Source organism: Leisingera sp. McT4-56 (assembly GCF_020514995.1).
GTDB classification, from domain to species: Bacteria; Pseudomonadota; Alphaproteobacteria; order Rhodobacterales; family Rhodobacteraceae; genus Leisingera; species Leisingera aquaemixtae_A.
Genome location: NZ_JAJALF010000002.1, coordinates 301,563 through 316,988, shown reverse-complemented (window position 1 = coordinate 316,988; position 15,426 = coordinate 301,563). Strand labels below are relative to the sequence as shown.

Genomic DNA, 15,426 nt, shown 5'->3' with positions numbered 1-15,426 from the left:
GAAGCGAAATTTGTCAAACGTGCTTTGGAGGCCGGACCGGCGGCGGTGTTTCCAGGTGAACACCGAAATTACCCGCACCAGCTTTCAGGTGGAGCGAGGAGGCTGTCTGGGCTGCAGACGGGATGGCCGCGGACGGCAAGTCGGAGCTGAAGCATGAGCTGCCGATGCAACGGGAAGAAACCTGATCGTTTGCACAGCATGCAAGGTCAAGACTTTGCGATGGAGCCGCCAGGTGCAGGGAATGACCGGACCCGGAATGTGATGAGGGACTGGCTTCTTCCGCGAGGCTTTCCTGGTGCGGCATGTGCATGGCCATCGCTGACGTAAAATTCGCCGCAAAGGAGAAAGCCAGTGCGACGAGAATGATGGTCACGCGCCGTGCCAGACATATCAAGAATCTTCTGCCCACGGTCTGCATATAGCTGCGCTTTGTCTGGTTGCCAAGCTGTCCCGCTAAGGATCCTGTCTCCCAGAGTGCCGACCGCTGTCACAAACCGAGCGGCAGTTCACTTCGCGCTCTTCCAATGGGATGTGTTTCGTGAGTTGGAGCTGCTGGGGAACCTGGCGTGAGTTAGAGTGAGAAGAGGCCGCGCAAGGAACGTACCGGGAAGCTCGGTCAGATTTTGGAAGCTGGGCGTCGAGGCAAGAGTCCTTTCATTGTTACGAACAAAGCATCGGGTGCCCGCTTTTAGGATTTCGGTTTGCGCGATCCGTGATTTTCTATGCCTTTTGGGTTTGCCGTCGTTTCGTGCTGAGACTACGTGGCCTTAACGATGTGTGGGTGGAACGGGGTGTAATCTCCTCGTATGGATCTATCCGCTCGTGGTACAGGTGTTTCGGGTTTGATTTCGCTCTGTGGACACTCTCGGTGCATGCTGGAGCTGCGCAAACACCTCGCGGCTGCGACGACCATGTTTCCGCTCTCCTTCGAACCAGATCGGGCCAAAACTCGCCAGTTTGTACGCCGCCCGCAGCAAGGCCATGGATTCGCTGCCCTGGCAGGCTTTCGCACCGCTGCTTTCTCCCCCATGACCTGTTGCGCGTTGATGCGGCTCCAAGTATTGCGCTGGTTCAGCCACCGTTCACAACGTGGCACTGTCTACTTCCCATTCCGCTTTTCAGAGTTCCGCTTCGGTCTGGGTTTCGCAGAAAACCCGAAAGTGCTCTTCATCGTCCCAATCGTCTGCAACAAATTGCACCAACGAGCTCAGGTTGTCGGGATCCTGCACTGCGTCCAAGAGTATCTCAAAAGCTTCAGGGCTCTCGGCGGCATTGTAACGGGTCATATAATGCTGGTCATTTTCGGCAATGTCTGAAGAAATCGAGACACCCCAGTTCACCTCCATATCACCATCGCTGTCTGCTTGTACGATTTTATCGACAAACAGGAACTGGGTGGACAGCCTGGCGATGGCAGATTCACGGCTACCGCACTCCCATACGTATTCAGAGAGTGCTTCCTCGCAGACCAGGTGGAGAAGATTTTCCGCGCGCATGATGCGGACAAGGTTTTCGTTCATCTGGTGGTTCACCTTTCATCCTGAATTTAGACTTGGGAGTAATGTGGGCGATGAGGTCGAAAATCCAAAGAGGCATTTGTCAGTTCTCCACAAGTCACGGGAGACATGAACCGCAGCCCCCGTTAACCTTCGAGGATCCCGCGCCGAGACCTGCTGCTGTTGCGGCAAGACCAGGGCAGGCTGCCTTTCAAGCCGGCCATTGCCCCCAGATGGCGCTTTCCCTTCTGTTCAACACAGGCATCAGGGCTCGATTAGCATGCAGGTTCCGTTACATCTTTGAAAACATTTGGTGATTGTCTTTATTTCATTGGCCGCCATACACCGAGGAGCTTGAAAATGCGATGTTCCTACCGCAGGCGGGGGCAGTGGCTCTGAAAAAAGTCATTTAAAATCAACGATGTAACGGTGTTACGCTGAGCGTTACACGCCTGTTACGGGGTTAAGTTATTGAAAATACTGGAAGTTTGTATGTATGTCTATGTATGTAACAAATAAATAGTTATATATATAAAGAGAGAAAGAGATATCCTGCCGGAGAGAGTAAGAGGTATACACTCTCCCCCGCCGTTACAGGCGTTACGGCGTTACGCTTTGTCTAAGCCATTGAAATTATTGAGGCGGTCCGTAACGCTCCAGCTCGATAAACATGAACGTAACCCCTGATATGTAACGCGGGGGTAGCTTCCCGCTGTACCGTGGCGACCAAATCACCGCCCTTCATGCACAGAGGGGATTGCGGATGTTTCCCAAGACGACGGAAGGCAGTTCTTCTGTCATCCGTACCAAGCGCACACTGCTGCAGACGCGGCATTCCCGGGTCGCCTTCCCGGAAGCGGAGGCCCGGTGAGGCGGTACAGCATACTTTGATGCTGTCGGCTGCAATGGCGTCAGCGAAGCGCAATAGGCGTGCATTACATGGTCCAGGCGCAAGTACCTATCTGCCGAAGCGCTTGCAGCGATGGCCTGCGGTTTCCACTATCGCCAGGGGATAGTCTTTCGTCTCCATGTGCGGCCTTTGGAATGCGGTTTGGTGATTTGGCGACTCTCATTGCGACCGGAGCAGGGGAGGGAATCAAATTTAGATCGATTGCCGTGAACATTGCGCGAACACGGCTGCACGGATTTTGCACGTGAATCACGTGCAGTTCCGCAAAGGTTCCCTGAAAACCGGGGAAACTCCCTGTTTTGCTGGCGCGGAAAAAAATTGAAAAAACGCCTTGTTTCTCTGGGTTGCGGCACATATACGGGTCAGCGGAGACGTGGCCGAGTGGTCGAAGGCGCTCCCCTGCTAAGGGAGTAGGCGGGAAACCGTCTCGTGGGTTCGAATCCCATCGTCTCCGCCATAAATCACTGAAAATTATGCGGAATTTCTAAAGCGCTTTGGAGCGCTGAAGAAGTTTTTCGAAGCTGCACAATTCCCGGGCGGCAAATCCAGCAGAAGCCTAAGCTCAGTAAACGCTGCAGTCCAGGAAACGCGGTCAGGAGGACGAGGCCCGTCTGCATCACTGCCGCGGCTTGCCGGTCAACTCGTGCAACTGGCAGGGGATTACCGCGTAAGGCGCCGGCAATGCCAAATGCCGCGGATCAAGCGGACATGCAGGTTCTGGCTGTCCCGGCCTTCGGGACCTTTCCGGTCAAAGGTGCCGGATACGCCTCTGCATTTGACCGCAGGGGCGGCGGTCAGGTTCTTGCCGGGCACCCGGAGTGCGACCGCGGGTGCCTGGTGCTTCATTAGGGCTGGCCCGAAGGAGCCGGGCTGTAAGTGACACGTGTTCCAGCTGCGCGCCGCGCTCACAGCAAAGCTGTGCCCTGCAGGGCGGCTTTCTCCGGCAGGCCCTGCCATTTCCGGCGGAGCCAGCCGCTAGGGTTCAATTCTCTGACCGTGCTTCAGCCGGTTTCTCGGCACTTGCAAACTGGTGGTCGTACAAGGCCTTGAACGGGCCGTTGTTCTCGAGGAGCTCGCTTGCGCTGCCTTTCTCGGCAACCTGCCCGTTTTCGATCACCACGATCTGCTCCGCGTGCAGGATGGTGGACAAGCGGTGCGCAACGATGATGGTCGTCCGCCCCGCAGTCAGCCGCCGCAGCGCTTCCTGAACCAGATGCTCGGAGTTTGAATCGAGGGCGCTTGTCGGCTCATCCAGCAGCAGAATCGGGCTGTCCCGCAGCAGCGCGCGGGCAATCGCCAGGCGCTGCTTCTGACCGCCGGACAGGAAGGCGCCATTCTCACCCACCATCGTGTCGAAGCCGTTTTCCAGGTTCATGATGAAGTCATAGGCGTTGGCCGCCTTGGCCGCTTCGATCACCTCTTGCCGCGATGCGCCTTCGCGGCCCAGCTGGATATTCTGGGCGATCGAAGCGGAGAACAGGAATGTCTCCTGGCCGACAAAGGACATGTTTTTGCGCAGGGTTTCGAAGGAGGCGTATTTGATGTCCTGATCGCCAATCATAACCTTGCCTGACTGCGGGTCATACAACCGCAAAGCCAGGTTCAGTATGGTTGATTTTCCGCCGCCAGACTGGCCCACGAGCGCGGTTGTCTTGCCGGCTTCGAACGTCAGCGACAAATCCCTCAGGATCGGCTCCTTGAGGCGGTAGCCGAAGGTAACGTTTTCGAAGGTGACGTTTGCCGGACCATACGGCAGGCTTTGCGGGTTTTCGCCTTCCACCAGAACTTCGGGCTGGTCCAGAAGCCTGAACAGCATCCTGACGCGGCGCAGGCCGATCTCAAGGCCCACCCGCACACGGGAGAGGCGCTTGGCAGGCTCATAGGCCATCATCATCGCGGTCACGAAGGACATCAGTTCACCTGGTGTCGACCCGTCGGAGCCGAACAGGTTTGCGGCGCTCAGCCCGATGACGGAGGCAATGGCAAAACCGGCAAGGATATCCATCAGCGGGCTGGTTGCGGCCTTGAGGCGCTCCAGCTTGTTGCGCCGCTTTTCGACAGACTTCACGGAGGCGGACATGCGCTCTGCCATCCGTTCTTCCAGTCCGAACGACTTGATGACCCGGATCCCGGCAGAGGTTTCCTGAATGACCTGCATGATCGCGCTAAGAGACTTTGTCTCCATATCCGCGATTTGGCGGACTTTCCGCAGAAGGGTCCTGACACCCCAAATGGCTAGCGGGCCAATCACCAGCGTGAATAGCGACAGCATGGGCTGCTGATAAAACATAACCGCCAGCAGGCCGACCAAGGACAACGTATCCCTGACGGCGGTTGTCACGATAAGTTCGATCACGGTGCGGGCAGCCTGCGCCGACTGCGTGACCTTCATCAGCAGGTCAGAGCTTTCGGTAAAGTTGAAGAAGGAGACGCCCTGCCGCAGAAGCTTGTCGTAGAGCTTGATTTGCTGATGCGAAACGATCCGGTTTCCGGCACGGGTCAGCGCGACGACCTGAACATAGGTGGCGATCCCCTTGACCAGAAAGATGACAAACACGGCGATGGAAACGCCCATGACCTGAGCGGAGTTTTCAGCCTCAAACAGGGAATCCACGACGTCCCGCATGATCCAAGCGATGGCCGCGGTGGTGCCCGCGACAAAGACCATTGCGACGATGGCGATCATATACGGCGTGGCCTGGGACCGGATGTTTTCCCTGATCAGGCGCCACAGGATTGACTCGTCCAGATTTGCGGCAAAGTTTTTCTTCAGTTTTTGCAAAGCAAATTCCTACATTTGGCGGCGCTGCAACATGCCGTGCTCGATTTCAAGCCGCGATGCAACCTTGCTTGCTTGATAGTCGTCGGCTCCCCAATGGGCAAGTACACCGGCCCGGTTGCCGTCAGCGTGCCCGCCGGGCGGCGCGACGGCACTTTCCTGCCCGCAACAATTCCAGCGCTCCGACGGGGCTGCAGGCCATGGGCCGCGCAGCCGGAATCAAGCAATTATCCTTTATCCGGTGACAGGACAGGCCGCTTGCTTGCCTGCACGCTTAAAAATCGGGGCCCGGCCTTTCGGTGCAATGACAAGCGGTGCTCAGCAACCGCCTGGATATGGGCATCGCCTTCGGCAATTCCAATACCGTCGGCAATGGGCAAAAACTTGCCTCACTGCTGTTTTCCAGTTTGCTTTCGTGAATGTTTGGCGCGCTTAAACCGTACCGCCTTTGCTTGCCACAGGCAGCGCGAGACCCAGCCCAACAGGCCGCGTTCCTGGGGCAATTTCAGCTCATGCGGCAGGGAAATAAGCCATCTGGCCAATCCAAGATTGCCGAGGAGAGGTTCTTCGCGCAATGCGACGATCATTCGGTAAAGCCGGTCGTCATCAATCGTCACCACATCGCGAACCGCGCTGCCCAATTCGGGGGGCGGCGCAAAATCCCCGCGCTCCAGCCTGGGATAATCGAAATCAGGAAAAGTCACTCCGTACTGGTCACGCAATGTCAGCGCCATCGCGTTGCCAAAGTCGAAATAATCGCGAAGTTCCGGGCGCAATACAGGGCGGGGAGCGGCATGGTCTTCGTCCAGCTGGCAGAGGCGTTCCCTGAAGCGCGCGGTTTCCTTGGTGAACACATCATTGCGGTCGGCAAAGAAGTTGTGCCTGAAGGCCTGCAGCAGCGCCATGCCTTCCGCCGAAAGCGTTTCATTTCCCGAAACCTTCCGCGCTGCCTGCTGCACTGCTTCAAGGCATTCCGGAAAATAAAGCGACGCAAAGTCTGTCACGACGTCGCCCCCGGCCAGACTTGCCCGGTCGAAAAGGCGCACCGTGATCCGGGCTTTGGGGAAGGCCTTTGCATACGCATCAAGAACATGGCTGAAATCAAGAGATTCAGCGGGATACAAGTGAGTTGACGCGCGGAGGCTCTGCTGGGCCGCTGACAGGAAAAATGCTGACGGGCGCCGCACATAGGCCAGGAATTCGATGTCTCCAGCGCCAAGCCTGGCAAGCAGGCTCTGCAGTTTTGCCAGCACCTGCGGCTCATCCAGCCGCCAAAGATATTCTGACGACAGTATCAGGACGGCGGGCCGGACTTCCTTTACCTGCCTCTGCAGCCTCTCCAAGAAGCCTTCGACGCGCTCCGCGTGCTCCTGTTCTGAAACACGGCGATACACTCGGGGGCCGTCTTCATACGGCAGCACGGCCCCCGCGAGGAGGCCGTGATTGTATATCTTGTTCAAACCGGGGTCCGGGTAGAGAGCCCCGTTAGCAAGCAAAGTATCCCGTTCCAGGAACAATGTATCTTGCAGCACGGTACTGCCGGCCTTCGGCATGCCGATGTGAACAATCGTTTTCATTGCATTCCTCCGAATGCACTATTCACGAATTTTCAGTCAAGCGCCAGAAAGGCGCTATGCCGTCGTGAGGGAAGAAGCAGGCAGGCGCGGTATCTTCCGCCAGCATGCTTTCTCCGGTCCGTTGCTTCAAAGCTGCGTCAAGCGGGACGAGACGGGCTGCTTCAAACGGGCTGATCTGCGGAGCGGTCCAGCCGTCGATGGACTCCTTCAGCGTGCGGCGCAGCCCGGTAGCCAGGCGTTCTCCGGCCTCGCTGTCCCAGGGCCGCAATCCGGTCCCTTCAAGCAGGGTGAACAGGTTTACCCAGCTTTGCAGGTTAAAGGCGCAGTAATGCTGAGTCAGCGTGCGATCCATTTCGTGCGGCTGGACACCGTCCGGCGTGATTGAGCCAAGCAGCCTAGCCTGAGACCGCAGGTTTATTGCCTGCAGGTTTTCTGTATTGCCCAGGAAGGCTGACAGCGCTGCGTCCTGCAAGTCAAAGCAGGTGCCATGATTGTTGGCGGCTTTCCGCTCGCCAATGCCTTGCTCGCTCGTAGCGAACCACTGATGGAATTCCCGGAACCAGGGTTTCACAGCGTCAGTAAGTTTTGGATTGTCCAGCAGGCGCAGTGCATCGAGGAAGAAGTAGAAATCCTTGGTTTCGATCAGGCCGTGCGTCTGTCCCTTGTTTCCGTTCCTGCCGAGGCAAACCTGGGCATAGGTCAGGTTAGGGTTCATTCTGGTGCCGGCGTCGACAAACCAGGTCTGCACCAAACGTTCTGCGTGCTCGCGGTAGCGGTTCTCGCCAGTGATACACCCGGCCAGCGCCAGTGCAGTTGTGTCATCGAACAGGCGCTGCAGCCTAGTCCGGTCATAGCGGTCGCTTTCAGCCTCGTAGAGCAGGGTGCCGGGCACGCGTTCGCCGTCGCGCTTGATGTAGGGCAGCCCGTCCTTCTTTTTGGGGTCCGGCCACCAATAGGGCGCCGGGTGGAAATAGTCATGCAGGTCGCCGCTGGGGCCTGGCTCCGGCTTGTCAGTGACCGAAAACGGCCCGCGCGTCAGGGCTTCTTCCGCAGCAGAGATGATGGCGGCATGCAGTGGGTCCGCGGCGGTCCCGGACAGTGCCTCAATCCGGCCAGTATCGAAGAAGACTGGCTCACCGGATGTCAAATGCGGGGCGACCGACCGGGCTTCCAGCATATCCAGCGTCGCCTGAATGGCCTCTGACCGGGCAAGCCCGCGGTTCTTCAGGCTCTTCTTGCCTTCTTTTTCCAAGCTTGCCTGCCCGGAAAACAACCGCGCTACCCATCCGGCCCGTCCAGCCCGGTGCCCTTCGGAGTGAACCGGGCGAGGCGGCGTGTCGAAAGACTCCAGGAGCCACCTCTCCCACGGGCCGGGGACCCCCAGATGCAGAAGCAGTTCAACCTTGGGGCGGCGCCCGTAAGGATGCGCCTCGTCAAACCGAAGCGGCGCATCGCAGCGGAAGGCAATCTGCGGCTCTTCAACTGCATTTGGCACGTGGTCCGGATCCAGCAAATCGGCGTTGTCCGTCATCCGGGCCATGGGGACCACGAAATACCGGTTCTCACGGTTGCTCAGAATGTCGCCCTTCAAGGCCGAAAAGGCGGCTTGGGTGAAGTAGCAATTGCCGTCAAAGGGCAGCGCCCATTTTTCACCGCTGCGGATACACATCTCGAGCGCGGCGTTACGGGCGCCGTTGTTGTGCATGACGTAGTTGTTCTTTGCCCTGTAAGCCTGAACCTGTGCCGAAATGCGCTGCGTTGCCTCCAGGGAGTCCAGGCTGCCGTCGGCAAACGCCATCGGTGCATCAAATGTTTCGAAGTCGAAGCCGGTGCGCATGTAAGCGTCCTGATCAAAAGGCAGGCGCTCGTATTTCTGGCCATGGCTCTCGAGCAGCTCAATCAGGCGCGCTTCGTTTTCCGGATCAAAGATCCGGTTGAGCAGCCAAAGTTTCGTGCAGCCCTCAAACTCCGGCTCATTTTCGAGAATGAATTTCACGTTCTCAAGTGATTGCCCGGCCCGGTGGCGCGGAACCAGGTCGTTGCCGATGATCCGGCACAGAGCAAAAGTGTCCGGCATGGCATCCATACTGGCCTCGGCAGCGGCATCGGCTTCCGGCTTCGGAACCGCCGAAAGGGAGCCGGAAATTGAACCAAGATAAGGCAGTCGTTTGGGGGACAGATTTGCTTTCTTTTTCGAACGGCCTTTGCGCCAGAAGAAGTAGACAGGCAAAAGAACGGGAGACAGGAGCAGCAGCACTGGTGACAGGAGCACCAAGATGCGGTTACGCACGTATTTCCGCCGCCGGCGGCGATCAACATGCATGATTTGCTTTTCTGCTTCGGCCAATCGTATGCCTGCCACTGATTTACCCCTTTGGTAGCGCCTGTCTTGAAAACACTTGCTGGCGGCGCAGTGTTCCGTTCGAGGAATGCCCGTGTGGATTCCTCAGGCAGGCCTATAAAGACAACCGGCTTTGCTGAACAGCCCTCGGTCCGGTCTTGACCGGCAACAAACCGAGCAATGGCCGCTTTATTGCCAGAGGTTGCAATCGTGACACGCAGTCTGCCTGGGGTGGTCGGTAACGGGACGCCCTTTTCGTGCTTTGGACCACAAACCGGGGCCCGGCGGCGTGGGCCTAACAGCCGGTTTGCCGTGTCCGCTGGTCCCGGCTCTTTCAACGGCTTGTGCCACCCGCCCCGGCCTCGGTCCAACCGGACGGACGGGACCTTTCGCGGGCGGTTTCACTCCGATTCCGTAGCAGCCCTGAACCGCTGCTCAGGGCGTCTGTGATTGCGGTGCTTGAAGGGCGGGGCTGCTGCAAAGAGGCGTGGGTGCACGATAAGCCGCTGAAGGAGAACAGATATTCCCGGAGTGCATAGCCCTGATGTGCAACCTGCATACCCTATGCGATATCGGCATTTCACAGTTCCGGCGCCGCAGGCTAGCGTTTGCGGCATAATCACAGGGGAGTATGCCTAATGACGAAATTTGTCAGAAGCCTGGCGGCTGCTGCGGTGGTGGCGATGGCACCGGTTGCCTATGCCGAAACCACCGTGCGCGTCGCCTATGACGCTGACCCGGTCTCGCTGGATCCGCACGAGCAGCTGTCCGGCGGCACGCTGCAACTGTCGCACATGGTCTTTGACCCGCTGGTGCGCTGGACCCAGGACCTGCAGTTCGAAGCGCGCCTGGCCGAAAGCTGGGAGCAGATCGATGCAACCACCATGCGCTTCAAGCTGCGCAGCGGTGTCACCTTCCACAGCGGCAATGCGCTGACCGCCAATGACGTGGACTGGACCTTTGACCGGCTGAAGGAAAGCGACGACTTCAAGGCGATTTTCGCACCGTTCACCGACATCGAAGTCATCGACGACATGACCTTCGACCTGAAGACTTCCGAGCCCTATCCGCTGGTTCTGCATACCGCGACCTACATCTTCCCGATGGACAGCGCGTTCTACACCGGCACCACCGATGGCGGCAAAGACAAGTCCGAGATCGTCAAGCACGGCGACAGCTTTGCCTCCCGCAACGTCTCCGGCACCGGCCCGTTTGTCGTCTCTGAGCGCGAGCAGGGCGTGCGCGTGGTGTTCGACCGCTTTGACGGCTACTGGGACGCTGACGCAGGCAACGTCGACAAGATCGTGCTGACCCCGATCAAGGAAGACCCGACCCGCGTGGCGGCCCTGCTGTCCGGCGATGTGGACTTCATCGCGCCGGTTCCGCCGACCGACCTGAAGCGCGTGGAAGAGGCCGATGGCGTTGATCTGATCACCATGCCCGGCACCCGCATCATCACTTTTCAGATGAACCAGAACCGCGTCGAGGCCTTCAAGGACGCCCGTGTCCGCCAGGCCATCGACTATGCCGTGAACAACGCAGGCATCGTTGACCGCATCATGCGCGGCTTCGGCACCGTGGGCGGCCAGGCCAGCCCGGCCGGCTACCTGGGCTACAGCGAAGATCTGGCCCCGCGCTACGATCTGGAAAAAGCCAAGGCACTGATGGCCGAAGCAGGCTATGCCGACGGTTTCTCGATCACCATGATGGCGCCAAACAACCGCTATGTGAACGACGACAAGATCGCCCAGGCGGTGGCTTCGATGCTGGCTCAGATCAACATCAAGGTTGACCTGCAGACCATGCCCAAGGCGCAGTACTGGCCGACCTTCGACGAGCGCGCAGCGGACATGATGATGATCGGCTGGCACGCGGATACCGAAGACTCCGCCAACTTCCACCAGTTCCTGACCGCCTGCCCGGATGAAGCAACCGGCAACGGCCAGTACAACTCCGGCAACTACTGCAACGAGGAAGCCGACAAGCTGATGAACCAGGCCAACGCGGAAACCGATCCGGCCAAGCGTGCGGAGCTGCTGCAGAAGCTGGAAGGCATCCTGTATGAAGAAGCGGCCTTCATCCCGCTGCACTGGCAGAACCTGGCCTGGGGCGCCAAGTCCGGCATGAACGCCGCGGAGATCGTGAACGCGCTGAACTTCCCCTACTTCGGTGACCTGGTTGTCGAGACCGGCAGCTAAGCACTGAATACTTCCGGGCCGGTCCCCCCCGGCCGGCCCGGACCTTTCGAATAACAAGCGGCCGCCAAGGCTGCACCTGCAGGATCCGCGCCCCGCCGGGATGCCCGAGCCTGCTCTGTCATTAAACTCTACAAAGGTCAGGACGATGTTTGCCTATCTCGCGAAGCGAGTCATCCAGGCGGTTGCGGTGATGTTCGTCATCTCGCTGATTGCCTTTGCCATCCAGGGCAACCTGGGCGATCCGCTGCGCGAGCTGGTCGGGCAGTCGGTTTCGGAAGAAGTGCGCCAGCAGCTGCGCGATGAGCTGGGGCTGAACGACAGCTTCTTGACGCAATACCTGCGGTTTGCGGGCAATGCTCTGCAGGGCGACCTGGGCACCTCCTATTTCTTCAAGGAACCGGCGCTGGACGTGATCCTGAAGAAGCTGCCCGCGACGCTGGAGCTGGTATTCGGCGCCACGCTGATCATCGTCGGCTTCTCCGTGCCGCTGGGCGTCTATACCGCGATCAAGCCGGACAGCATCCTGAGCCGCATCATCATGGGCCTGTCGATCGTCGGCATCTCGATCCCGGTGTTCCTGACCGCCATCCTGATGATCTTTGTGTTTTCGGTGGAATACGGCTGGTTCCCCTCCTACGGGCGCGGCGACACCGTGCATGTCTGGGGCTATTGGGAGACCAACTTTGCCACCGCTGACGGCTGGATGCACATTATCCTGCCCTCGATTGCGCTGGCCTCCATCATGCTGCCGCTGTTCGTCCGCCTGATCCGGGCCGAGATGATGGAAGTGCTGCAGTCCGAATACGTCAAATACGCCAAGGCCAAGGGCATTAACCCGTGGCGCATCTACTTTGTGCACGCGCTGAAGAACACGCTCCTGCCGGTGATCACCGTGGGCGGCGTTCAGATCGGCACCATGGTGGCCTACACCATTCTGACCGAGACGGTGTTCCAGTGGCCGGGCATGGGCTTCATGTTCCTTGAGGCGGTGAACCGCGTCGACACCCCGCTGATCGTGGCCTACCTAATTGTTGTCGGCTTCATCTTTGTGGTCACCAACACCATCGTCGACCTGATCTATGGCCTGGTGAACCCGACCGTGAATATTGCGAGGATGGGCGCATGAGCACCGAAACGCTTTCCCCGAAATCCGAACCGTCGCGCTGGTCCAAGGCCTGGAACTCCAACATGGGCTACAGCTTCCGCCGCAACCCGGTGGCGGTGGTCAGCATGATCGTTTTCCTGGTGATTGCGGCCGCGTCCTTCCTGGCGCCGGTAATTGCCCCCTATAACCCGTACGATCCGGCGCAGATCGACATCATGAACTCGGAATACCCGCCGGCCTGGGTCAGCGGATCGCTGCCGGAGTTCGTGCTGGGCACCGACGATCAGGGCCGCGACCTGTGGTCCACCATCCTCTATGGCACCCGGCTGTCTCTGCTGATCGGCATCTGCGCTGTGGCGCTGCAAGCCTTCCTCGGCATCTCCATCGGCCTGATCGCGGGTTACGTTGGCGGCCGCCTGGACAGCCTGCTGATGCGGCTTGCGGATATCCAGCTGTCGTTCTCCACCCTGATGGTGGCAATCATCTTCCTGGCGGTGACGCAGGCGATGTTCGGCTCCGACACCTTCAACCAGTATGCGGTGATCTTCCTGATCGCGGTGATCGGGGTGGCAGAATGGCCGCAATACGCCCGCACCGTGCGCGCCACCGTTCTGGCCGAGAAGAAGAAGGAATATGTCGACAGCGCCCGGGTGCTGGGCTTTGGCCCGATGCGGATCATGGTGCGGCACATCCTGCCGAACTCGCTGTCGCCGATTTTCGTGATCTCCACCGTGCAGGTCGCCAATGCGATCATCTCGGAGGCTTCGCTCAGCTTCCTGGGCCTGGGCATGCCGCCGAGCCAGCCGTCGCTGGGCTCGCTGATCTCCTCCGGCTTCGACTACATCTTCTCCGGCAGCTGGTGGATCACCGCCATTCCCGGGGTGGTGCTGGTGGTGCTGGTCCTTGTCATCAACCTGCTGGGCGACTGGATGCGCGACGTCCTGAACCCGAAACTCTACAAGGGGTAACGCGATGAGCCTTCTTTCCGTTCGCGACCTCACCGTCAAATTCGCCATGCGCGACCAGACGGTCACCGCCCTCAACGGCATTTCCTTTGACCTGGCCAAGGGCGAGCGTCTGGGCATTGTCGGCGAAAGCGGCGCTGGCAAGTCGATCACCGGGTTCTCGCTGATGAACCTGCTGAGCCGACCGGGCTATATCGACAGCGGCCAGATCCTGTTCAACGGCGAGGATGTCGTTCAGATGAACGACAAGCGCCTGCGCAATCTGCGCGGCAACCGGATGGCGATGATCTTTCAGGATCCGATGGTGACCCTGAATCCGGTGCTGACCATCGGCCAGCAGATGATCGAGACGCTGATGGCGCACCGCAAGCTGAGCCGCGAGGAGGCGCGCCAGATCGCCATCGTCAAGCTGCGCGAGGTCTATATTCCGTCGCCGGAGGAGCGGCTGGAACAATACCCGCACGAGCTGTCGGGCGGCATGCGGCAGCGGATCATCATCGCGATTGCGCTGTTGCTTGATCCGCAGCTGATCATCGCGGATGAACCGACCACCGCGCTGGACGTGACCATCCAGGCCGACATCATGGAGCTGATGCTGGAGCTGTGCCAGTCCAACCAGGTGGGGCTGATCCTGATCACCCACGACTTGGGCGTCGTCAGCCAGATGACCGAGCGCACGCTGGTGATGTATGCGGGCCGGATCATCGAATCCGGGCGCACCCGCGAGATCATCAACGACCCGCAGCACCCCTATACCCAGGGCCTGATCAACGCGCTGCCGCAACAGACGGTGCCGGGCCAGCGGCTGAAGCAGATTCCGGGCAACATGCCGGGGCTGGCCAGCATTCCCGCCGGCTGCGCCTTCAACCCGCGCTGCAAATACGCCACCGACCTTTGCCGCAGCCGGGTGCCGGAAACCGTGCACTATGGCGAGGTCGAAGTGGCCTGCCATGAGGTGCAGCGCCTGAACAGCGATGAAGACCGTCAGGAGGCACGGGCATGAGTGACGCAAAGACAGACCGCCCGCTCTTGGAGATCAAGAACCTGGAAAAACGGTTCGATCTTGATCAGGGCTTCCTGGAAACGCTCAAGTTCAAGCAGGGCAAATTCGTGCGCGAAAGCCGATCTGTCCATGCGGTGAACAACATCTCGCTGGAGGCCAACCGCGGCGAGGCGCTGTGCGTGGTGGGTGAGTCGGGCTGCGGCAAATCCACTGTCGCCCGCCTGGTGGCGGGCCTGCTGACCCCGACCGCGGGCGAGATCCACTATGGCGGCCAGCGCATCGACAACCTGTCGCGCGGCGACATGCAGCCGTTGCGCAAGAAGATCCAGATGATCTTCCAGAACCCCTATGCCTCGCTCAACCCGCGCATGACCATCCGGCAGGCGCTGGAGGAGCCGGTGCGCCACCATTACCCGAGTGCGTCGGCAGCAGAAGTGCGCGACAAGGTGACCGAGGTGATGCTGTCGGTGGGTGTCGACCCCAGCTGGGCCAAACGCTATCCGCACGAATTTTCCGGCGGCCAGCGACAGCGGATCGCCATTGCCCGCGCCCTGACGGTGGACCCGGAATTCATCATCGCCGACGAGCCGATCAGCGCGCTGGACGTGTCGATTCAGGCGCAGGTGCTGAACCTGATGCTGGAAGCCAAGGAAAGCCGCGGCCTCACCTATCTGTTCATCACCCACGATCTGAGCGTGGTGGAGCACTTCGGCACCCGGGTTGCGGTTCTTTACCTTGGGTCGGTCTGCGAGGTTGCGGACACCCGGACATTGTTCTCCAGCCCCAAACACCCCTATACTCGGGCCTTGCTGTCCGCGGTGCCGCAGCTGAAGGACGACCGGCCGAACCATATCCGCCTCAAGGGCGAGATTCCGACGCCGATCAACCTGCCCACAGGCTGCCCGTTCCAAAGCCGCTGCGCCTTTGCGGACGCACGATGCAAGAGTGAAAAGCCCAAGGCCATTCACCAGCCAGACGGAAGCACCGTTGCGTGCCACGCCGTCGAAGAAGACAGGCTGGATGCGGTGGCCGCCGGCTAGGACGGGACGCCC

At 59.5% G+C, this 15,426-nt stretch carries 10 protein-coding genes and 1 tRNA gene; 6 read left to right on the top strand and 5 right to left on the bottom strand.

The annotated features are described in order from the left end of the window. Nucleotides 1-13: 13 nt before the first annotated feature. Nucleotides 14-373: a hypothetical protein gene (locus LHL23_RS04995; RefSeq protein ID WP_206539696.1), complete on the bottom strand. Its 360-nt coding sequence runs from the start codon at nt 371-373 to the stop codon at nt 14-16. Nucleotides 374-1,118: 745 nt separating this feature from the next. Then, on the bottom strand, nt 1,119-1,532 hold the full coding sequence (locus LHL23_RS04985; RefSeq protein WP_152612218.1) for a hypothetical protein: 414 nt from the start codon (nt 1,530-1,532) through the stop codon (nt 1,119-1,121). A gap of 1,241 nt (nt 1,533-2,773) precedes the next feature. On the opposite strand from LHL23_RS04985, the gene LHL23_RS04980 reads away from it, so the two are divergent. Beyond that, nucleotides 2,774-2,863 (top strand) — tRNA-Ser (locus LHL23_RS04980). 525 nt (nt 2,864-3,388) lie between these two features. On the opposite strand, the gene LHL23_RS04975 is transcribed toward LHL23_RS04980, so the two are convergent. The 3 genes from LHL23_RS04975 to LHL23_RS04965 all read right to left on the bottom strand — a co-directional run bounded on the left by LHL23_RS04975 (nt 3,389) and on the right by LHL23_RS04965 (nt 9,109). Further along, nucleotides 3,389-5,188 (bottom strand): ABC transporter ATP-binding protein, encoded by a 1,800-nt coding sequence (locus tag LHL23_RS04975; protein WP_222478961.1) that lies wholly within the window; start codon nt 5,186-5,188, stop codon nt 3,389-3,391. A 386-nt stretch (nt 5,189-5,574) separates the two neighbouring features. After that, nucleotides 5,575-6,762, bottom strand: a complete 1,188-nt coding sequence (locus LHL23_RS04970) for a hypothetical protein (RefSeq protein WP_226429024.1) — start codon at nt 6,760-6,762, stop codon at nt 5,575-5,577. 22 nt (nt 6,763-6,784) lie between these two features. Then, complete coding sequence (locus LHL23_RS04965) at nt 6,785-9,109, bottom strand: alginate lyase family protein (protein ID WP_226429023.1); 2,325 nt, start codon at nt 9,107-9,109, stop codon at nt 6,785-6,787. Between the two features lie 632 nt (nt 9,110-9,741). Here LHL23_RS04965 and LHL23_RS04960 point away from each other — a divergent pair. The 5 genes from LHL23_RS04960 (at nt 9,742) to LHL23_RS04940 (ending at nt 15,414) form a co-directional block, all read left to right on the top strand. Continuing rightward, nucleotides 9,742-11,301, top strand: coding sequence for an ABC transporter substrate-binding protein (locus tag LHL23_RS04960; RefSeq protein ID WP_226429022.1), 1,560 nt, complete (start codon nt 9,742-9,744; stop codon nt 11,299-11,301). A 145-nt stretch (nt 11,302-11,446) separates the two neighbouring features. Further along, on the top strand, nt 11,447-12,427 hold the full coding sequence (locus tag LHL23_RS04955; protein ID WP_222478968.1) for an ABC transporter permease: 981 nt from the start codon (nt 11,447-11,449) through the stop codon (nt 12,425-12,427). Further along, nucleotides 12,424-13,374: an ABC transporter permease gene (locus LHL23_RS04950; protein ID WP_226429021.1), complete on the top strand. Its 951-nt coding sequence runs from the start codon at nt 12,424-12,426 to the stop codon at nt 13,372-13,374. The genes LHL23_RS04955 and LHL23_RS04950 overlap by 4 nt, the downstream gene beginning before the upstream one ends. A 4-nt stretch (nt 13,375-13,378) precedes the next feature. Beyond that, complete coding sequence (locus LHL23_RS04945; RefSeq protein WP_222478974.1) at nt 13,379-14,374, top strand: ABC transporter ATP-binding protein; 996 nt, start codon at nt 13,379-13,381, stop codon at nt 14,372-14,374. Next, nucleotides 14,371-15,414 (top strand): ABC transporter ATP-binding protein, encoded by a 1,044-nt coding sequence (locus tag LHL23_RS04940; protein WP_222478976.1) that lies wholly within the window; start codon nt 14,371-14,373, stop codon nt 15,412-15,414. Before LHL23_RS04945 ends, LHL23_RS04940 begins: the two co-directional genes overlap by 4 nt. Nucleotides 15,415-15,426 lie beyond the last annotated feature (12 nt).